This is a genomic window from Gammaproteobacteria bacterium, from assembly GCA_036381015.1.
GTDB lineage: Bacteria > Pseudomonadota > Gammaproteobacteria > Steroidobacterales > Rariloculaceae > ZC4RG20.
On record DASVDR010000024.1, the window covers coordinates 1 to 19,238 of the forward strand.

Genomic DNA, 19,238 nt, shown 5'->3' on the forward strand with positions numbered 1-19,238 from the left:
CACGATGGGCATCGTGAGCGCCACGGGCCGCGGCGATCTCGGCGTCGCGAACTTCGAGGACTTCATTCAAACCGACGCGGCGATCAACGTCGGCAACTCCGGCGGTGCGCTGGTGAACAGCCGCGGCGAGCTGGTCGGGATCAACACCGCGGTTCCCGACCGTACGAATCGTAGGCCGCCGGAGGGGATCGGCTTCGCGATTCCCGTGAACCTCGTGCGCGGCGTCATGGCGCAGCTGATCGAGCACGGGCGGGTGATCCGCGGCTATCTCGGCGTCGACACCGTCGAGCTGCCGCCGGCCTATGCGCGCCGGTACGGGATCGAGGGCTGGGCCGTGCAGGTCACCGACGTCACCGGGCCGGCTGCCGCGGCCGGCATCCTGCCCGGCGACATTCTCACGCACATCGACGGCCAGCGCGTGCTGCGCCAGCGCCAGGCGATGAGCCTCGTCGCCGGTGCGCAGCCCGGCGAGCACGTCAAGATCACGGTCCTCCGGCCCGGGGGCGTCGTCCTCGAGACCGAGGCCGTGCTCGACGACCGGGGCCTCCGCCCGGGCAGCTGACGCGAGCCGCAGCTCAGCGGCTCGCCGCGCCGGACGGCGCGCGGCTCGGCAGACGGCGAATTTCGGCACCGAGCTGAAGCAGCTTCTCCTCGATGCACTCGTACCCGCGGTCGATGTGGTAGATGCGGTCGATCGTCGTCGTGCCGCGGGCCGCGAGGCCGGCGAGCACGAGCGACGCGGACGCGCGCAGGTCGGTGGCCATGACCGGCGCGCCGGCGAGCCGCTCCACGCCCCTGCACACCACCGTGTTGCCCTGGATCGACAGGTTCGCGCCCATCCGCTGCAGCTCGAGCGCATGCTGAAAGCGGTTCTCGAAGATCGTCTCGGTGATCGCGCCGGTGCCGGCCGCAATCGCGTTCAGCGCGCAGAACTGCGCCTGCATGTCGGTCGGGAAGCCCGGGAACGGCGCCGTGCGGATGTCCACGGAAACGGGCCGCCGCCCGCGCATGTCGAGCTCGATCCAGTCGGGTCCTTCGGTGATCGCCGCGCCCGCCTCCCGCAGCTTCTGCAGCACGGCGTCGAGCTGATCGGGGCGCGTGCGCGACACCTTCACGCGGCCGGACGTGATCGCGCCGGCCACGAGGTACGTGCCCGTCTCGATCCGGTCCGGCATCACCGTATGCTCGACGGTGCCGAGCGCGTCGACGCCCTGCACGTGGATCGTGGCCGTGCCGGCGCCCTCGATTCTCGCCCCCATGCCGACGAGGAACCTCGCGAGGTCCACGACCTCGGGCTCGCGCGCCGCGTTCTCGATCACGGTCTCGCCCTGCGCGCAGACGGCCGCCATCATCAGGTTCTCGGTTCCGGTGACCGTGACCGTGTCGAGCACGAGCCGGGCGCCCTTCAGGCGCTTCGCACGGGCGCGAATGTAGCCGTCCTCGACCGAGATCGACGCGCCCATCGCGCGCAGGCCGGCGACGTGCAGGTCGACCGGGCGGGCGCCGATCGCGCAGCCGCCGGGCAGCGAGACATCCGCCCGGCCGTACCGCCCGACGAGCGGCCCGAGGACGAGGATCGAGGCCCGCATCGTCTTCACGAGCTCGTACGGCGCGAGATACTCGCGGATCTGCGTAGCGTCGACCTCGAGCTTCACGCCGTCGTGAAACGTGATCTCGACGCCCATCCGACGGAGCAGCTTCACCGTCGTGGTCACGTCGTTCAGGTGCGGGACGTTCGACAGCACGACGGGGCGTTCCGCGAGCAGCGTGCCGGCGAGGATCGGCAGCGCGGCGTTCTTCGCGCCGGATATCCTGACCTCGCCGTCGAGCGCGGTGCCGCCGGTGATCTCGAGCTTGTCCAAAGCCGGGTGTCGCCTTCTTCGCGGAGAGGCTCAGCCGGACCGGCGCCCGGGCGCGGTCATCCGCCGTCCGCCTGCCATTCCTCGGGCGTGAACGTTCTCACGGCGAGGGCGTGGATTTCCCGCCCGACGCGCTCGCCGAGCGCCGCATAGACGATCCGATGGCGGGCGACGCTGCGCTTGCCCTCGAAGACGGGACTGACGACGACCGCCTCGTAGTGCCCGAGGCCGTCCGTGCGCACCTCGGCCTGGCTGTCCGGCACGTTCTGCTCGATCAGGGCTGCGATGTCCTTGGGGTCCATACCCGTTGCTCCCGGCGGCCCGCCGAGGGCGCCGAGGCCGTATCGGCCGCAACACCTCTGCTTCGCGGTGCGCGGCTAGTCTAGTGGCGCGTCACGGCCAAATCCAGGCGGCTCGGCGGCGAAGGTCGACCGCGGTGCGCGGCTTCGTTGCGGCTCGCAGGCGGCCTCGGCCGCGCTCCGCGTGCGCTTCGTCCCGGGCCGGCCCGGCGATTGCGGGTAGAATGCTTCGTTCGGATTTACTCGAGCACCTCGGGGGGCTGCGCACTACGTGTACAAACGTCTTCGGAACGCCCTGGCCCTGTGCCTGCTGATCGCGGCGGCCGCGGGCACGTGGTATTGGAGCCGCCCGCAAGCGCCGCCCCCGGCCCCGCCGGAGCCGGGCGACAACCCGCCGGGGTATTACGTGCGCGACGCCGTCATCCTCGAGACGGGCGAAGACGGCCGCGCGCTCTATCGCGTGCATGCCGAGCTCGCGCAGGAGCGTCCGGAGGACGGCGCGCTGCTGCTCGAAGGCGTCCGCGTCGAGTACCAGTCCGAGGAGCAGATCCCGTGGCGCGTCCGGGCCGCGCGGGCGCAAGCGTCGACCGAGGGCTCGGCGCTCGAGCTCGAAGGCGACGTCGAGCTCGCGCGCGATCCGGTGGACGACGGCGCCGGGACGCTGATTCGAACAGAGCATCTGGTGCTCCTCCCGGAGCAGCACCTCGCGCGCGCGGACGGCAACGTGAGCATCACCGTCGACGGCAGCACTCTCGAGGCGGTCGGGCTCCGGGCGTTCTTGAAGGAGGATCGCGTGGAGCTAGAATCGAACGTGCATGGCCGCTTTCAGCCGTAAGCTCGGGACGCTGCTCCTCGTTGCGCTCGCCGGGCTCGGCGCCGGCTGGGCGCAGGAGCCGCTCGTCCCCGCGGGCTCCGATCTCGTGGTCGAGTTCGACAATTTCACCTACCACGGCGATACGAGCCGCGTCGATTTCACCGGCCTGCGGCTCAGCCAGGGCGACATCACGGTCGAAGCCGACAGCGGATCGGCGAACGAGCTGAATTACGAGCGCAGCGAATGGCGTCTGTCGGGGAACGTGCGCATCGCGGGCGGCGCGGTCCGGCTCGAAGGGAGCAGCGCGGTGTTCTCGATTCGCGAAAAGCAATTGCAGCAGCTCGAGCTGCGCGGCGATCCGGCGACGTTCGAGGAAGTCGAAGCCGGTGAATCCGGCGGGGCGAAAGGCACGGCGAGCCGCATCGTGTACGACGCGGCCGGCGGCCGCTTGAGCCTGCTCGAGAATGCCTGGCTCAGCCTCGGCTCGAACGAGATCGCCGGCTGCGACTTGATCTACGATATCGACGAGGAAACGTTTCGCTCCGGCTCGACGGAGTGCGATCGGCAGTTCCGGATCACGGTATCGCCGGCCGAAAACGAAGACGCCGACGACGCGTCTCCGCCATGAGCAAGCTGGAGGCCGTCGGTATCGCGAAGCGTTACCGAATGCGGCAAGTGGTCAACGATCTGTCCCTGTCGATCGAAAGCGGCGACGTCGTGGGCCTGCTCGGCCCGAACGGCGCCGGGAAGACGACGGCGTTTTACATGATCGTCGGCCTCATCGGCTGCGATCGCGGCACGATCGTGCTGAACGGCCGGGACGTCACGCGTCTTCCGGTCCATCGGCGTGCGCGGCTGGGACTGGGTTATCTTCCGCAGGAAGCTTCGGTTTTCCGCAAGCTGACGGTCGCCGATAATATCCGAGCGATCCTCCAGATCAGAAAAGATCTGGATCGGGCGGCTCGTCAGACTCTGCTGGAAGAGCTCATGGAGGAGCTGCACATCAGTCACGTCCGCGACAGCCTGGGCATCAGCCTCTCCGGTGGGGAGCGCCGGCGTGTGGAAATTGCGCGGGCGCTCGCGGCGGAGCCCAAGTTCGTGCTGCTGGACGAGCCGTTCGCCGGCGTCGACCCGATCTCGGTTCTCGACATCCAGCGCATCATCAGGCACTTGAGCCAGCGCGGAATTGGAGTCTTGATAACCGATCACAATGTCAGGGAGACGCTTGGAATCTGCGGCTATGCTTATATCCTGAACAACGGAGAGCTGATGGCACGAGGCACGCCGGAGGAGATTCTGAGTAATCGCAGCGTGCGCGAAGTCTATCTCGGAGAAGGATTCTCGCTTTAACCGAAGTCATGCTGAAACCGTCGCTGCAACTGAGGCTGAGCCAGCAGCTCACGATGACGCCGCAGCTGCAGCAGGCGATCCGCCTGCTGCAGCTGCCCGTCATGGAGTTGCAGACGCAGATTCAGGAGGCGCTCGATCAGAACGTAATGCTCGAGATCGACGAGGCGGCCACGGCGGAAGCGGAGCCGTCGACCGCGGCCGACGGCGAGGCGGTCGACGTCGCCGACGTCGACGCGGGCGAGAGCGGCGACGACTTCGCCGAGATGACGACCGTCTCGGAGACGGAATGGGAAGACGTGCAGCGCACGGGACCTTCGGAGGCGCCGCGCAGCAGTGAGCCTCGCTCCACTTTCGAATACGCGGACCGCTCGAACGAGACCCTCGGCGACCACCTGCTATGGCAGCTCGAGCTCGAGCGCTTCGACGCCAGATCGCGCGCGATCGGCGAGGCGATCATCGACGCGATCAACGACGACGGCTACCTCACCGACGACCTCGACACGATCCGAACCACGCTCGCGCCGGATCTGCTCGCCTCCGTCGAGGAAATCGAGAGGGTGCTGCAGCGCATCCAGCGCTTCGATCCTGCCGGCGTCGGCGCGCGCTCGGTCAGCGAGTGCATTCTGCTTCAGCTCGAGCAGCTTGCCGCCGATACGCCCGGCCTCGAGCTCGCGCGGGCGATCGCGGCAGAGCATCTCGAGCTGGTCGCGGAGCACCAATACGCCGCGTTGAAGCGGTTGCTGAAAGCCTCCGACGGCGACATCGAGTGCGCGCTCGCGCTCGTGCGCTCGTGTCATCCGCGCCCCGGCGCGTCGGTGTACGCTCCGGCCGCCGAGTACATCGTTCCCGACGTCTTCGTCAGGAGGAGCGACGGCAACTGGGTCGTGGAGCTGAACGGGTCGATCGCCCCGCAGCTGCGTGTGAACCAGGTCTACGCGAGCTCGCTCGGGCGGGGCGACGAGTACGACGTGCTGCGCACGCAGCTCCAGGAAGCCCGCTGGCTGATCCGCAGCCTCGAGATCCGCAACGAGACGCTGCTCAAGGTCGCGATGACGATCGTGCAGCGACAAACGGAGTTTCTCGAGAAGGGCGAGGAGCACATGCGGCCGATGGTGCTGAGGGACGTCGCGGAGGCGATCCAGATGCACGAGTCCACCGTCTCGCGCGTCACCACCGGGAAATACATGCACACGCCTCGCGGCGTGTTCGAGTTCCGCTACTTCTTCTCGAGCCATTTGTCGAGCGACGACGGAGAGCAGTCCTCGACGGCCGTGCGCGCCAAGATTCGCAAGCTGGTGGCCGCCGAGGATCCGGAGAAGCCGCTCAGCGACAATCAGATCGCCCGCATTCTGTCCGACGAAGGCATCAAGGTCGCGCGTCGCACGATCGCCAAGTACCGGGAAGCCTTGAACATTCCGTCCTCGAGCGACCGCAAGCGCAGCAAGCTTGCGGGCTGAGGCGGCAGTCACGGCGAGAAGGAGCCCATTCCATGGAGTTGACGGTGACCGGGCATCACATCGACATCACGAACGCGCTTCGCGAATACGTCGGCACGAAGCTCAGCAGGCTCGAGCGGCACTTCGACCACATGACCGACATCCACTGCGTCCTGACCGTGGAGAAGCTCGTGCACAAGGCCGAGGCGACGATCCATGTCGGGGGCGCGACGATCCACGCCGAAGCAGCCGACGGCGACATGTATGCGGCCATCGACACCCTCGCCGACAAGCTCGATCGCCAGGTGACGAAGCACAAGGAGAAGGTCACCGATCACCATGCTCGCGAAGTGGAGAAGCCCCGCGGCTAGGCCGGCTGCGGAGCGGCAGCCCGTGGACGTCGCGGCCATCCTGAAGCCGCGGAGCGTTCGCACCGGAGTCGAGGCGGGCAGCAAGAAGGCTGCGCTCGAAGTCGTCAGCGAGATGCTCGCCGACGCCGTGGCGGGGCCTAGCGCGGCGGAGGTGCTGGACGGGCTCGCGAGCCGCGAGCGCCTCGGCTGCACGTCCGTCGGCGGCGGCGCCGCGATACCGCATGCGCGCCTGGCCGGGCTCGACGAGGGCGCGGCCGCGTTCCTGAAGCTTGCCGAGCCCGTCGACTTCGATGCGCCGGACGGCGTGGCCGTCGATCTGCTGCTCGGCGTGCTCCTGCCCGAGGAGCCCGAGACGACCGATGCGGAGGAGATCGCCGTCATCGCACGCGGGCTGCAGGATCCGAAGCTGCAAGCGGAGCTGCGGGCGTCGGACGATCCCGACGCGCTGCGCCAGCTCCTGATCGAGCGGCTCGCGCCCGGCGCCCGAAACGGGACACACGGCGGCTAGCGGCGTGCGGCTCGTCATCGTCAGCGGACTGTCCGGCTCCGGCAAGAGCGTCGCGCTGCATTTGCTCGAGGATCTCGGCTTCTACTGCATCGACAACATCCCGGTCGGGCTCCTGCGCTCGTTCGTCGAGGAGATCCTGCTCGCGAACGACGGCAGCTTCACGGACGTCGGCGTCGGCCTCGACGCGCGCAACCGTCCGTCCGACATCGAGCAGCTGCCGGCGCTCACGAAGAAGCTGCGCGCCGACGGCGTCGAATGCGAGATCATCTTCCTGCAGGCGGCCGACGACGTGCTGCTCTCGCGTTTCAGCGAGACGCGCCGGAAGCACCCGTTGACGAACGCGGCCGTGAGCCTGCGCGAGGCCATCGCGAAGGAACGCGAGCTGCTCGGCCCGATCATCGACGCCGCGGATCTGATCGTCGACACGACGGGCACCACGGCGTACGCGCTGCGCGAGCGGATTCGCGACCGCATCGGCAAGAAGGAGACCGGCGCGCTCTCGATCCTGATCGAATCCTTCGGCTACAAGCACGGGCTGCCGCCGGACGCCGATTTCGTCTTCGACGTGCGCTGTCTGCCGAACCCGTACTGGGAGACGCAGCTGCGACCGCTGAGCGGCCGGGATCCCGAGGTCGTCGCCTTCCTCGACGCACAGCCGCTCGTGCAGGAGATGATCCGCAACATCGTCGATTTTCTCGAGCGCTGGATTCCGCGCTACCAGGATTTTCAGCGGTCGTATCTGACGGTAGCGATCGGCTGCACGGGCGGTCAGCATCGATCGGTCTACGTGGCCGAGGCCGTCGCAAGGATGCTGCGCGCGCGCCACGAATCCATCCAGACCCGCCATCACGAGCTGCCGTAGGCGGCGTACTGGGCATCGTGAAGACCGCGCCGGCGACATCGCGCCCCGCCAACGCCGAAACGGGCCACGCGTGAGCGAGACCGCGCGCGCGACGCCCCTGGAGATCCTGCGCGAGGCGCTCGATACGGGAGCGCTCCGGCAAGTCTCGAGAATGATCGCGGCCTTGAATCCCGCCGAGATCGCCCGCCTGCTCGAGTCCCTGCCCTTCACGCAACGGGCCCTCGTCTGGGAGCTCGTGGACCGGAACGAGGAAGGCGACGTGCTCGTCCACCTCAACGACGAGGTGCGCGGCAGCCTGATGCGCGGCATGGCGAGCGAGGAGATCGTCGCCGCGGTCGCGAACCTCGATCTCGACGATCTCGCGGATCTCGTCGCGGAGCTTCCGGAAACAGTCAAGCAGGAGGTCGTCCGCTCTCTCGACTCGAGCGACCGGCTGCGGCTGCAAACGGTGCTGAGCTACGACGAGGACAGCGCCGGCGGCCTGATGAACCCGGATACGGTCACCGTCCGAGGCGACGTGACCGTGGAGGTGGTTCTGCGGTATTTGAGAATGCGCGGCGAGCTTCCCCCGGGCACGGACGCGCTGTTCGTCGTCGGACGCGACGGCACCTATTGCGGCACGTTGTTCATCACGAAGCTTCTGACGGCGGACCCGGAGCAAACCGTCGCGGAGCTGATGGAGACGGACGTGCCGCCGATACCGGCGGACTTGCCGGCCGGCGAGGTGGCGCAGCAGTTCGAGAACTTCGACCTCGTCTCGGCCGCCGTCACGACGAAGGACGGCAAGCTGATCGGCCGGATCACCGTCGACGACGTGGTCGACGTCATCCGCGAAGAGGCGGACCGGTCGGTGCTCGGCATGGCGGGCCTCGACGAGGAGGAGGACATGTTCGCGCCGATCGGGCGCAGCGCACGGCGCCGCTCCGTCTGGATCGGCGTGAACGTCGGCACCGCGTTTCTCGCCGCCTGGGTCGCCGGGTTGTTCGAGGCGACGCTCGAGGAGGTCGTGATGCTCGCGGTGCTGATGCCGATCGTGCCGAGCATGGGGGGCGTCGCGGGCACGCAGACGATGGTCCTGATCATCCGGGCACTCGCGCTCGGTCAGATCGACCGCGCGAACGCGCGCTGGCTGCTACGCCGCGAGCTCGGCGTTGCGCTGTTGAACGGGCTCGCGTGGGCGGCGCTCGTCGCGCTGATCGCGAGCTGGTGGTTCGACACGTGGGCGATCGGCCTCGTCATCGCGCTCGCGCTCACCATCAATCTGCTGTCCGGCGCGGCGTCCGGCTTCGCGGTCCCGCTGCTGCTCAGAAAGCTCGGCGTCGACCCGGCCATCGCCGGCGGCGTCGTGCTGATCATGATCACGGACGTGATCGGCCTCGTCGCGTTCCTCGGCATCGGCACGCTGATCCTCACCTGAAAAAGGTGTCAGACACCATTTTCCGAAAAATGGTGTCTAACACCTTTTTGCGGGGTTACTGCTCGAGCTGCTCTTTCAGGTACTTCGGGGCGTCGAGGGTCTCGATCGGCTCGTCGAGCAGGAATGCGCGGAGATCCTGCTCCATCGCCATCGCGTCGCGGTAGCCCATCGCGATCAGCTCCTGCGTGAAGCCCGACTCGAACAGCAGGTAGCTCGTGAGCTGCATGCCGCCGCGGCTGAAAGCGCCGACGCCGCGCAGCAGCACGCGAACCGCCCGCGGCAGCTCGTGGACGTACGCCGTCGCGACTGCCCGCAGATCCTCTTTCGGCACGACGATCAGCGTCTTCAGCGGCCGAACGTCGTGAATCGGCGGACGCAGTCGGCCGGGGCCGAGCTGCGCGAGGATCATGTTGATGCGCGTGAGCCGCTCGAGATCGGCATACAGCCCGTCCATGAACAGCGTGTCGAGCATGTAGCCCGCGAGGTGGCCGAGGGTCGGCACCTCCGGCACGAAGTCGGGGCTCGGCTCCGGATCGGGCTGCTCCTCGCGGACGCCGATCACGAGCAGCCGATCGGCGCCGAGATGGATCGCGGCGCTGAGCGGCGCCGGATGCCGCATCGAGCCGTCGCCGTAATATTCCCCGCCGAGCCGCACGGGCGGAAAGACGAACGGGACGGCCGCGCTCGCGAGCAGATGATCCACCTCGATCTTCGCAGGCCGCCCGATCCGCCGGACGCGCTCCCACGGCTGCATGCCCGGCCGCGCTTGGAAGAACGTGACCGAGCGCGCGGACGTGTAGGCCGACGCGGTGACCGCGAGCGCCTCGAGGTAGCCCCGGTCGATCGCGCGCGTGATCGAGCCGCGCGGAATGCGCCGGCGCAGCAGCTCGCGCAACGGCGTATTGTCGAGCAGCGATCGAGGATTGCGCACGCCGAGCCCGCCGAAGACGATGGCCGCGAACCAATGCAGGCTCGACTTCAACATCGTCCAGCTGTCGCTGCGGTAGACCTGCGACACCTCGAAGTTCGCCCACACGCGCTCCATCTCGGAGACCGCGCGCTCGAAGTTACCGGCGCGGCTCGCGAGCACCGCGGCGTTGATCGCGCCGGCGGAGGTGCCGGAGATGATCGAGAAAGGGTTCACCGAAGGGTTCGGCAACAGCTGCGCGACGGCCTTGAGCACGCCCACCTGATAGGCGCCGCGGGCACCCGCGCCGGGCAGAATCAACGCCTTCCGCTCCCTAGCGTGCGCGGCCATCCCGGCGCCCGCCGAAAAGGCTGCTCCCCGCGCTCACCCGGCCGTCACGACACGGTCAGGATCTGCATGGTGTTCGTCCCGCCCGAGACGCCTTGCAGCTCCCCTCTGGTGAAGATCACGAGGTCCCCCGGCTGCAGCGCGCCGTTCTGACGCAAGCTGTCGAAGACGCGCTCGGGGATCTTCTCGACCTCGGTCTGAGTGACGTCGAACGAGACCGGATACACGCCGCGGTAGAGCGTGACGCGGCGACGCGTCGTCTCGTGACGGGTGAACGCGTAGATCGGGATGTCCGAGCGCACGCGCGACATCCACAGCGTCGTCGACCCCGACTCGGTCAACGCGATGATGGCCTTCACCTTCAAGTGATTGGCCACATACATCACCGCCATCGCGATCGCCTCGTCGACGTGCTCGAAGACGTCCTCGAGCCGATAGTTCGCGGCGCGCTTGAACGTCTCGTGCTTCTCGGCGCCGATGCAAAGCTCGGCCATCGTGCTCACCGCCTGCACGGGATATCGCCCGATCGCAGTCTCCGCGGAGAGCATGACCGCGTCCGTGCCGTCCATCACCGCGTTCGCGACATCGGAGACCTCGGCGCGCGTCGGGGCCGCGTGATGAACCATCGACTCGAGCATCTGCGTCGCCGTGATCGACACCTTGTTCTGCGCGCGCGCGAGCCGGATCATCCCTTTTTGCAGGCCGGTCATCGATGCATAGCCGACCTCGACCGCGAGATCGCCTCTCGCGACCATGATCGCATCGCTCGCGTCGAGGATCGATTTGATGTTCTGCACGGCCTCGGCCCGCTCGATCTTCGCGACGATGTACCCGTGGCCGCCGGCGGCGCGCAGCAGCCGCCGCGCCTCCTCGATGTCGTGGGCGTCCCGCGCGAACGACACGGCGATGAAGTCGAGGCCGGTCCTGGCCGCAGTGTCGATGTCCTCGCGGTCCTTGTCGGTCAGCGCGGGCGCGGAGAGGCCGCCGCCGCGCTTGTTCAAGCCCTTCTTGCTCGCAAGCTCGCCGCCCTGAACGACCCGGCAATCTATCCGCGTGCCGCTCACCGACTCCGCCTGCAGCACGATCTGCCCGTCGTCGAGCAATAACACGTCGCCCGGCGCGACGTCCTCGACGAGCTCGGGATACGCGACGCCGACCGCCGTCTCGTCGCCGGCCCGCGGATCGAGCGCGGTGTCGAGCGCGAACTTGCGGCCGGATTCGAGCAGGACCGATCCGGCCGCGAACGACTCGATGCGTATCTTCGGTCCCTGCAGATCGCCCATCAGCGCGATGCAGCACCCGGCCCGGGCCGCGACTTCGCGGGCCGCCTCGATGCGCTCGATCTGCTGGGCGCGCGTTCCGTGAGAAAAATTGATGCGCAGCACGTCTGCGCCGGCATGGATCATCCGCTCGAGGACGGCCGGGTCGTCGGTCGCGGGACCGAGCGTCGCGACGATCTTCGTGCGGCGCCGCGCGGGGTCCTGGTCGCCTGTCCTGATCATTCGGTTCCTCTGTCTGTTTAGGGCCGGCAGACGATCAGCCTGAAGTCGTTGACGTTCGTGCGCGTCGGCCCCGTCCGCAGCAGCGATTCGCAAGCCTCGAAAAAGCGGTAGCTGTCGTGGCGCGCGAGGAGCGCCTCGAGCGACAGCCCAAGCGCTCGGCCGCGGTCGAGCAAACCGGGCACGACGATGCCGCCCGCATGATCGCCGTTGCCGTCGATGCCGTCGGTGTCGGCAGCGAGCGCAAAGATGCCCGGGCAGCCGTCGAGCTCGAGCGCGAGACCGGCGAGATACTCGAGGTTTCGACCGCCGCGGCCTTCATCCTCTCCGAGCACGACCCGGGTTTCCCCGCCGGACAGAATCGCGACGTTGCCGCCCTGCCTGTGCGCCTCCATCGCGAGCCGCGCGTGCTCTCGGCCGAGCGCCTGGGCCTCGTCCGCGAGATCGTCGCCGAGACGGTGCACCGCGAAGCCCTGCTCCTCGAGAAAACCCGCGGCCGCGTCGAGCGCCGTGGCGGCCGAAGCGATCACGCTCACGGAGTCGCGGGCGAACGCGGGATCCCCGGGCTTCGGCGTCTCGAAGCGGGAATCCTCGAGCACGGGGCGGAGCGCGTCGAGCCGCGGATAGCCGTAGCGGCGCAGGATCTCGAGCGCCTGGCGCTGCGTCGTGCGGTCGGGAACCGTCGGCCCGGAGGCGATGTCCGCCGGGTCGTCTCCCGGCACGTCGGAGATCGCGAACGTCAGGACGCGCGCCGGATGCGCAGCCGCGGCCAGGCGCCCTCCCTTCAATCCCGACAGGTGCTTTCGCACGCAGTTGATCTCGCGGATATCGGCCCCGGCCCGAATCAGAAAGCCCGCGGCGTCGCGCTTCTGCTCGAACGTGACGGGCCCGAGCGGGGCCGACGCGAGCGACGAGCCGCCGCCCGAGATCAGGGAGACGAGGGTCTCGCCCGGGCGGATGCCGCGCGCGAGCTCGAGCAGGCGCGCGCCCGCGGCCAGGCTCGCCGCGTCCGGGGACGGATGACCGGCTTCGACGACGTCGATGCCGCCCGCATCTTCGCCGGGCGCGAGCCCGTGGCCGTAGCGCGTGACGACCATCCCGCGGACGGGAGCGCTCCAGAGGGCGCCGAACGCCGCAGCCATCGCGGCCGCGGCCTTGCCGGCGCCGACGACGAGGGCCGGGCCGCGGTCGTCCACGTCGTCCAACGCGGCGGAAAGACGGCCGGCTGGGGCCGCCGCCCGCAGCGCGCGCTCGAAAGCGCCCACGAGGAGCGCCGTTTCGTCCCCAGGCTCCCTCAACATCTCAAGACCGCCACGCCGATTATACGCACCGCTTCCGGCGGCCCGAGCCGCGGACGCGGCTGGTCCGTTCAGGCGCCCGGCGCCCGCTGGGTGCGCGCGCGTTCCTCGAGCACGGCGACGGCGGGAAGGCGTTTGCCTTCGAGGAACTCGAGAAATGCCCCCCCTCCTGTCGAGATGTACGAGATCCGGTCACCGACGCCGAACTGCTCGATCGCCGCGAGAGTGTCGCCTCCGCCGGCGATCGAGAACGCGCCGCTCGCGGCCACCGCTTCGGCGATCGCCCGCGTGCCCGCCGCAAACTCCGAATGCTCGAACACGCCGAGCGGCCCGTTCCAGACGATCGTTCCCGCGGACGTGAGCCGCCGCGCGTAGGCTTCCGCCGTCTCGGGACCGATGTCGAGAATCATGTCGTCGGGGCCGACGCCGGAGAGGCCGGTGACGCGGCCCCGGGCGTTCGGCTCGAGGCTCTTGGCGACAACGACGTCGGTCGGCAGCGGCACGGACGCGCCCCCGAACTCCCCGTCGAGCAGCTGCTTCGCGAACCCCACCATGTCGCGCTCGACGAGCGACCGGCCGATCTCGACGCCCGTCGCCGCGATCACCGTGTTCGCGATGCCGCCGCCGAGGATCAGCTCGTCGACACGCGAGGCAAGCGCGCGCAAGACCTCGATCTTCGTCGACACCTTCGCGCCGCCGATGATCGCCACGACCGGACGCCGCGGGTTCTCGAGCGCGGCGCCGAGCGCCTCGAGCTCGGCGACGAGCAACGGCCCCGCGCAGGCGGTCGGCGCAAAGCGCGCGACGCCGGTCGTGCTCGCCTGCGCGCGGTGGGCCGTGCCGAACGCGTCCATGACGAACACGTCGCAGAGCGCCGCCATCCGCTTCGCGAGCGCCGGATCGTCGGCCTTCTCGCCCACCTCGAAGCGGACGTTCTCGGCAAGCACGAGATCGCCGGGGGCGACGTCGACGCCGTCGAGCCAGTTGCGGACGAGCGGCACCTTCCTGCCGAGCAGCTCCGAAAGCTTGGCCGCGACCGGCTCGAGCGACGCCTCCGGATCGGCCTTCCCTTCCTTCGGGCGGCCGAGATGCGACATGACGATGACGGCGGCGCGACGCTCGAGCGCCATCTGCAGCGTCGGCAGCGCGGCGCGGATGCGGGCGTCGCTCGTGACCTTCCCGTCCTTGACGGGCACGTTCAGATCCTCGCGGATCAGCACGCGCTTGCCGCCCAGGTCCAAGTCGCTCATCCGCAAGACCTCGACGGCCATCGGTCCTTCCTTATAGCCTGCCTTACAGCCTTACAGCCTGCCTACCAGCAGCGCGACATCGAGCATCCGATTGGAGAAGCCCCATTCGTTGTCGTACCACGCGCAGGCCTTGACGAGATTGCCGCCCGTGACCTTCGTGAGCGTCGCGTCGTAAATCGACGAGGCCGGGTTGTGATTGAAATCGATCGAGACGAGCGGGCCGTCGCTGTATGCGAGCACGCCCTTCAGCGCGCCCTCGCTCGCCGCCCGCATCGCCGCATCGATCTCCTCTGCGGACGTCGTGCGGCTCGCGACGAAGGTCAGGTCGACCAGCGACACGTTGATCGTCGGCACGCGGACCGCGAAGCCGTCGAGACGGCCGTCGAGCTCGGGCAGCACGAGGCCGATCGCGGCCGCCGCCCCGGTCTTCGTGGGTATCATCGATTGCGTCGCGGAGCGGGCGCGCCGCAGATCCTTGTGGTACACGTCGGTGAGGACCTGATCGTTCGTGTACGCGTGCACGGTCGTCATCAGGCCGTGCTCGATGCCGACGGTCTCGTGCAGCACCTTCGCGAGCGGCGCGAGGCAGTTCGTCGTGCACGAGGCGTTCGAGATCACGCGGTCGCCGGGCTCGAGCGAGTCGTGGTTCACCCCGTAGACGATAGTCGCGTCCACGTCCTTGCCGGCCGGCGCCGAAATCACCACTCGTTTCGCGCCCGCCTCGAGATGCGGCGACGCCTTCTCCCTCGACGCGAACAAGCCCGTGCACTCGAGGACGACGTCGACGCCGAGGCTCTTCCACGGAAGCTTCGACGGATCGCGCTCGCGGCAGACGCGAATGCGGTCGCCGTCGACGACCAGATCCTCGCCCTCGACGGCGACCGGAAACGGGAACGGGCCGTGAGCCGAGTCGTACCGCGTGAGATGAGCGTTCGTGGCCGCGTCGCCGAGATCGTTGACGGCGACGACCGAGAGCTCGTTGCGGCGCCCGCTCTCGTAGAGCGCGCGCAGGGTCATCCGGCCAATCCGGCCGTAACCATTGATCGCTACGTTGACGGGCATGTCTGCCTTTCCTCCTGAAAAGAAAAAGGGGTCAGGCCCCTTTCTCGAGTATATCCGTATCGCCTCGGGAGAGCCGCGCCGAAAGGGGATCGCGCCCTTTCGCTAAACGAAACGCCGCGCGACGGCCACGATCCGCTCGATCGTCAATCCGTAATGCTCGAACAGCTCCTTGCCCGGGCCCGATGCGCCGAAGCGGTCGACGCCGACGACGTCGCCGTGACCCGCGACGTATCGCCACCAGCTCTGAGTCGCGCCGGCTTCGATCACGACGCGGGCAGCCGACGGCGGCAGCACGTGGGACCGGTACTCCTCGGGCTGCCGGTCGAACGCCTCGGCGCACGGCATCGACACGACCCGCGCGGAGACGCCCGAAGCGCGCAGCTCGTCCGCTGCCGCGACGGCGAGCGCGACCTCGGAGCCCGTGGCGATCAGCACGATGCGAGGCTCGTCGGCGCCGCTCGAGAGAATGTAGCCGCCGCGGCGGATCAGCTCGATCTGATCCTCGGTGCGCGCAAGATGGGGCACGGTCTGACGAGTCAGCACGAGGCAAGTGGGGCCGTTCCGGCGCTCGATCGCGTCGCGCCACGCCGCAGCGGTCTCGACCGCGTCGCAGGGCCGCCACACGGTCATGTTCGGCATCGCCCGCAGGCTCGCGAGGTGCTCGATCGGCTGATGCGTCGGACCGTCCTCGCCGAGGCCGATCGAATCATGCGTGAGCACGAAGATGCTGCGAATTCCCATCAGCGCGGCGAGCCGGAGCGCGTTACGCGCATAGTCGGAGAAGACGAGGAACGTCCCTCCGTAGGGGATGAACCCGCCGTGCAGCGCGACCCCGTTCATGATCGCGGCCATCCCGAATTCGCGAACGCCGTAGTGCAGATAATCGCCGCCCTCGTTCGATGGACCGATCCGCTTCGAGCCCGAATGTAGGGTGTTGTTCGAGCCCGTTAAATCGGCGGAGCCACCGAGCAGCTCCGGCAGATGCGGCGCAAAGCCCTCGAGCGCGCGCTGCGAGGCCACGCGCGTCGCGGCCGCCTTGCCCTCGGCCGCGATCTCCCGCGTGACGTTCGCGGCGATCTCGTCCCACGCCGCGGGCAGCTCCCCGCTCATCCGGCGCTCGAGCTCGGCGGCGAGATCGGGATATTCGGCGCGGTAGCGCTCGAAGCGGGCCTGCCACTCGGCTTCGGCGCGCCGTCCCCGGGCTGCCGCGTTCCATGCGGAGCGGATGTCGTCCGGGACGACGAACGGCGGGTGCTCCCAGCCGAGATTCCGCCGCGTGGCCGCGGCCTCGTCGGGCCCGAGCGGCGCGCCGTGCGTCGCGGCGGTGCCCTGCTTCGTCGGCGCGCCCCAGCCGATCGTCGTCTTGCAGCAGATCAGCGACGGCCGGTCGCGCTCCGCTCGGGCCGCGTCGATTGCCGCCCGGATCGAGGCCGGATCGTGACCGTCGACGGCGTCGACGACGTGCCACCCGTACGCGCGGAAGCGCGCGGGCGTGTCGTCGGTGAACCAACCCGCCGTGGGACCGTCGATCGAGACTCCGTTATCGTCCCAGAGCGCGATGAGCTTCCCGAGCCGAAGCGTGCCGGCGAGCGAGCACGCCTCGTGCGACACGCCTTCCATCAGACAGCCGTCGCCGAGGAACACCCACGTGTAGTGGTCCACGATCTCGTGGCCGGGGCGGTTGAACTCGGCCGCGAGCAGCTTCTCCGCGATCGCCATGCCGACTGCGTTCGCGAGCCCCTGCCCGAGCGGCCCGGTCGTGGTCTCGATGCCGATCGCGAGATCGCGCTCCGGATGGCCGGCCGTGCGCGAGCCGAGCTGCCGGAAGGCTTCGATCTCGTCGATCCCGAGCGGGTACCCCGTGAGGTAGGCGACGGCGTAGAGCAGCATCGAGCCGTGCCCGTTCGACAGCACGAAACGGTCGCGATCGGGCCACTCCCCGTTCGCCGGATTGAACTTAAGGTAGTCGTTCCACAGCACCTCGGCGATGTCCGCCATGCCCATCGGCATGCCGGGGTGGCCGGACTTCGCGCGCTCGACGGCGTCCACGGCGAGCATGCGCACGGCGTTCGCGAGGCGTCGGCGGGACGCGTCCGAACGACCGCCGGACGCCGCAGCCGGATCCGCCGGTCGGTTCTCTCCGGTCGATGCCATCTGGTGGTCGTCGCTCGTCGGCAATACGGGAGGGGGAGAAAGCCCGCGATTGTCGCTTAACGGCTACGGATCACGCAACTTGGCGCCGTCTCGTGACGAATCGCCAGAAACGCCGGCGGCAGATTGAGTATCATCGTTCGCCCGGTCCCGCCTTTCGGTCGCCGAATGAGTCACAGACCGCCGCTGGTCCTGCTGCACCTCACGGACACGCACCTCCACGCTGCGGCGGACAGCCGAATGCGCGGCGTGCCGACCTATGAGACCTTCGTCGCCGTGATCGAGCACGCGCGCCGATCGAGCCGCTGGCCGCCGGCCGCGATCCTCGTCACCGGCGACGTCGTGCAGGACGAGAGCCGCGCCGGCTACGACCGCTTTCGCTCGACCCTCGAGCCGCTGGGGCTGCCCGTTCTTTGCATCCCCGGCAATCACGACGACCCGGCGCTGATGGCGGACCGGTTGTGCCGCCCGCCGTTTCAGGTCGGCGGAGAGGCGCGCTTCGATGGCTGGTCGCTGATTCTCCTCTCCACGTTCCTGACCGGCGAGGACGCCGGCGGCCTCGGGAAGGCGCGGCTCGATGCGCTCGCGGCCGCGTTGAAGGCACACGCGCGCCAGCACGTGCTGATCTGCATGCATCATCATCCGTTGCCGGTGGGCAGCACTTGGCTCGACGGCGTCGCGCTCCGCGACGCGGCGGCATTCCTCGCGGTCGTCGACGCGCACCCGCAGGTTCGCGGCGTCGTCTGCGGCCACGTGCACCAGGCCACCGATCGCGAGCGCCGCGGCGTTCGCTACATCAGCACGCCGTCGACGTGCTCGCAGTTCCTTCCGGACAGCGACTTCTTCGCACTCGATCATCGTCCACCGGGGCTGCGCTGGCTCGAGCTCCGCGACGACGGCGCGATCGATACCGAGGTCGAATGGATCGCCGTTCCCGCGGCCTGACTCTAGGGCTCGCGCTGCTTGCCGCGCTGGCCGCTCCGTCGGCCTTGGCAGCCCCGCCGGCCTGGGTGGTGCGCGGCCCGGCCGGGCAAGAGCTGTGGCTCCTCGGCTCCGTCCACTATCTGACGGACGAGGACTATCCGCTGCCGCCTCTCGTCGACGACCTCTACTCGCGGGCGCACGCGCTCGTGATGGAGATCGATCTCGACGACCTCGACCCCGGTGCGGCGCAGGCGGCGTTCGCCGCGGCAGCGCTGCTGCCCGACGGCGTCTCGCTCGAGCAGCGGGTCACGCCGGACGTCTATGCGCGAACGCAGGCAGCGGCCCGCGAGCTCGGGCTCGCGCTCGGCCCGTTCAGGCGCTACGAGCCGTGGCTCGTCGCGCTGACGCTGCTGCAGCGGCAGATGGCGGAGCACGGCTACCGTCCGGAGGCCGGCATCGAGCGCTACCTCCTCGAACGCGCGGCACGCGACGGCAAGGACGTGCTCGGGCTCGAGCAGGTGGAGGCGCAGGTCCAAGTCTTCGACCGGCTGTCCCCGCGCGATCAGCAAGCGGTGCTCGAGCAAACGCTCGAAGAGCTCGACGACGCGGACGCGAGCCTTCGGGAGCTGGCGACCGCATGGCGGGACGGCCGCCTCGAGACCCTCGCCGCCGGGCTATCGGAAGAGTTCGATGCGTTCCCGACCCTGTACGATGCGCTCGTCGTCGAGCGCAACGAAGCCTGGATCGACGACATCGAGCGGCTTCTCGACGCGGGCGGCGGTCATCTGATCGTCGTCGGCGCACTGCACCTCGTGGGCGAGCACAACGTACCGGAGCTGCTTCGTGCGCGCGGGCTCGGCGTCGAGCCCGTGCACTGACCCGA

General features: G+C 69.0%; 19 protein-coding genes. 11 read left to right on the forward strand and 8 right to left on the reverse strand.

The annotated features are described in order from the left end of the window. A partial coding sequence (locus VF329_08490) for a PDZ domain-containing protein (protein HEX7081035.1) occupies positions 1–562 on the forward strand: 562 nt, incomplete at its 5' end. 13 nt (positions 563–575) lie between these two features. On the opposite strand, the gene murA is transcribed toward VF329_08490, so the two are convergent. After that, positions 576–1,862 carry a UDP-N-acetylglucosamine 1-carboxyvinyltransferase gene (murA, locus tag VF329_08495; GenBank protein ID HEX7081036.1) on the reverse strand — a complete coding sequence of 429 codons (1,287 nt, stop codon included), beginning with the start codon at positions 1,860–1,862 and terminating at the stop codon, positions 576–578. A gap of 56 nt (positions 1,863–1,918) precedes the next feature. Continuing rightward, positions 1,919–2,161 (reverse strand): BolA/IbaG family iron-sulfur metabolism protein, encoded by a 243-nt coding sequence (locus tag VF329_08500; GenBank protein HEX7081037.1) that lies wholly within the window; start codon positions 2,159–2,161, stop codon positions 1,919–1,921. A gap of 268 nt (positions 2,162–2,429) precedes the next feature. Here VF329_08500 and lptC point away from each other — a divergent pair, with 268 nt between their 5' ends. The 8 genes from lptC to mgtE all read left to right on the forward strand — a co-directional run bounded on the left by lptC (position 2,430) and on the right by mgtE (position 8,916). Continuing rightward, positions 2,430–2,993, forward strand: a complete 564-nt coding sequence (gene lptC / locus VF329_08505; protein ID HEX7081038.1) for an LPS export ABC transporter periplasmic protein LptC — start codon at positions 2,430–2,432, stop codon at positions 2,991–2,993. Next, a complete protein-coding gene (locus VF329_08510; GenBank protein HEX7081039.1) occupies positions 2,974–3,600 on the forward strand; it encodes an LptA/OstA family protein in 627 nt (208 codons plus the stop codon). Before lptC ends, VF329_08510 begins: the two co-directional genes overlap by 20 nt. After that, positions 3,597–4,322 (forward strand): LPS export ABC transporter ATP-binding protein, encoded by a 726-nt coding sequence (gene lptB, locus VF329_08515; GenBank protein HEX7081040.1) that lies wholly within the window; start codon positions 3,597–3,599, stop codon positions 4,320–4,322. The genes VF329_08510 and lptB overlap by 4 nt, the downstream gene beginning before the upstream one ends. A gap of 8 nt (positions 4,323–4,330) precedes the next feature. Beyond that, on the forward strand, positions 4,331–5,779 hold the full coding sequence (locus VF329_08520) for an RNA polymerase factor sigma-54 (protein HEX7081041.1): 1,449 nt from the start codon (positions 4,331–4,333) through the stop codon (positions 5,777–5,779). 32 nt (positions 5,780–5,811) lie between these two features. Beyond that, positions 5,812–6,129: a ribosome-associated translation inhibitor RaiA gene (raiA, locus tag VF329_08525; protein HEX7081042.1), complete on the forward strand. Its 318-nt coding sequence runs from the start codon at positions 5,812–5,814 to the stop codon at positions 6,127–6,129. Positions 6,130–6,151: 22 nt separating this feature from the next. Continuing rightward, positions 6,152–6,637, forward strand: coding sequence for a PTS sugar transporter subunit IIA (locus VF329_08530; protein HEX7081043.1), 486 nt, complete (start codon positions 6,152–6,154; stop codon positions 6,635–6,637). A 4-nt stretch (positions 6,638–6,641) separates the two neighbouring features. Beyond that, a complete protein-coding gene (rapZ, locus tag VF329_08535; GenBank protein ID HEX7081044.1) occupies positions 6,642–7,499 on the forward strand; it encodes an RNase adapter RapZ in 858 nt (285 codons plus the stop codon). Positions 7,500–7,569: 70 nt separating this feature from the next. Beyond that, positions 7,570–8,916, forward strand: a complete 1,347-nt coding sequence (gene mgtE, locus VF329_08540) for a magnesium transporter (protein ID HEX7081045.1) — start codon at positions 7,570–7,572, stop codon at positions 8,914–8,916. Positions 8,917–8,971: 55 nt separating this feature from the next. On the opposite strand, the gene VF329_08545 is transcribed toward mgtE, so the two are convergent. The 6 genes from VF329_08545 to tkt form a co-directional block, all read right to left on the reverse strand. Then, positions 8,972–10,174 (reverse strand): patatin-like phospholipase family protein, encoded by a 1,203-nt coding sequence (locus tag VF329_08545; GenBank protein ID HEX7081046.1) that lies wholly within the window; start codon positions 10,172–10,174, stop codon positions 8,972–8,974. 44 nt (positions 10,175–10,218) lie between these two features. After that, positions 10,219–11,673: a pyruvate kinase gene (pyk, locus tag VF329_08550; protein HEX7081047.1), complete on the reverse strand. Its 1,455-nt coding sequence runs from the start codon at positions 11,671–11,673 to the stop codon at positions 10,219–10,221. 17 nt (positions 11,674–11,690) lie between these two features. Beyond that, positions 11,691–12,971, reverse strand: a complete 1,281-nt coding sequence (locus tag VF329_08555; protein ID HEX7081048.1) for a DUF4147 domain-containing protein — start codon at positions 12,969–12,971, stop codon at positions 11,691–11,693. 68 nt (positions 12,972–13,039) lie between these two features. Beyond that, a complete protein-coding gene (locus VF329_08560) occupies positions 13,040–14,239 on the reverse strand; it encodes a phosphoglycerate kinase (protein HEX7081049.1) in 1,200 nt (399 codons plus the stop codon). Positions 14,240–14,269: 30 nt separating this feature from the next. After that, the gene (gap, locus tag VF329_08565) at positions 14,270–15,280 is read right to left on the reverse strand and encodes a type I glyceraldehyde-3-phosphate dehydrogenase (protein HEX7081050.1); all 1,011 of its coding nucleotides are present in this window, start codon (positions 15,278–15,280) and stop codon (positions 14,270–14,272) included. 102 nt (positions 15,281–15,382) lie between these two features. Then, positions 15,383–17,434 carry a transketolase gene (tkt, locus tag VF329_08570; protein ID HEX7081051.1) on the reverse strand — a complete coding sequence of 684 codons (2,052 nt, stop codon included), beginning with the start codon at positions 17,432–17,434 and terminating at the stop codon, positions 15,383–15,385. Between the two features lie 165 nt (positions 17,435–17,599). On the opposite strand from tkt, the gene VF329_08575 reads away from it, so the two are divergent. Next, on the forward strand, positions 17,600–18,376 hold the full coding sequence (locus VF329_08575) for a metallophosphoesterase (GenBank protein HEX7081052.1): 777 nt from the start codon (positions 17,600–17,602) through the stop codon (positions 18,374–18,376). Beyond that, the gene (locus VF329_08580) at positions 18,352–19,233 is read left to right on the forward strand and encodes a TraB/GumN family protein (GenBank protein HEX7081053.1); all 882 of its coding nucleotides are present in this window, start codon (positions 18,352–18,354) and stop codon (positions 19,231–19,233) included. Before VF329_08575 ends, VF329_08580 begins: the two co-directional genes overlap by 25 nt. The last annotated feature ends 5 nt before the right edge of the window (positions 19,234–19,238 follow it).

What these genes read in the sequence shown, in the direction of transcription:
- VF329_08500 (HEX7081037.1), bottom strand. Translation starts at nt 2,161, where the DNA reads ATGGACCCCAAGGACATCGCAGCCCTGATCGAGCAGAACGTGCCGGAC.
- VF329_08560 (HEX7081049.1), bottom strand. Translation starts at nt 14,239, where the DNA reads ATGGCCGTCGAGGTCTTGCGGATGAGCGACTTGGACCTGGGCGGCAAG.
- VF329_08580 (HEX7081053.1), top strand. Translation starts at nt 18,352, where the DNA reads ATGGATCGCCGTTCCCGCGGCCTGACTCTAGGGCTCGCGCTGCTTGCC.
- VF329_08520 (HEX7081041.1), top strand. Translation starts at nt 4,331, where the DNA reads ATGCTGAAACCGTCGCTGCAACTGAGGCTGAGCCAGCAGCTCACGATG.
- gap (HEX7081050.1), bottom strand. Translation starts at nt 15,280, where the DNA reads ATGCCCGTCAACGTAGCGATCAATGGTTACGGCCGGATTGGCCGGATG.
- VF329_08545 (HEX7081046.1), bottom strand. Translation starts at nt 10,174, where the DNA reads ATGGCCGCGCACGCTAGGGAGCGGAAGGCGTTGATTCTGCCCGGCGCG.
- VF329_08510 (HEX7081039.1), top strand. Translation starts at nt 2,974, where the DNA reads ATGGCCGCTTTCAGCCGTAAGCTCGGGACGCTGCTCCTCGTTGCGCTC.
- pyk (HEX7081047.1), bottom strand. Translation starts at nt 11,673, where the DNA reads ATGATCAGGACAGGCGACCAGGACCCCGCGCGGCGCCGCACGAAGATC.
- raiA (HEX7081042.1), top strand. Translation starts at nt 5,812, where the DNA reads ATGGAGTTGACGGTGACCGGGCATCACATCGACATCACGAACGCGCTT.
- tkt (HEX7081051.1), bottom strand. Translation starts at nt 17,434, where the DNA reads ATGGCATCGACCGGAGAGAACCGACCGGCGGATCCGGCTGCGGCGTCC.
- VF329_08555 (HEX7081048.1), bottom strand. Translation starts at nt 12,971, where the DNA reads ATGTTGAGGGAGCCTGGGGACGAAACGGCGCTCCTCGTGGGCGCTTTC.
- VF329_08575 (HEX7081052.1), top strand. Translation starts at nt 17,600, where the DNA reads ATGAGTCACAGACCGCCGCTGGTCCTGCTGCACCTCACGGACACGCAC.
- lptB (HEX7081040.1), top strand. Translation starts at nt 3,597, where the DNA reads ATGAGCAAGCTGGAGGCCGTCGGTATCGCGAAGCGTTACCGAATGCGG.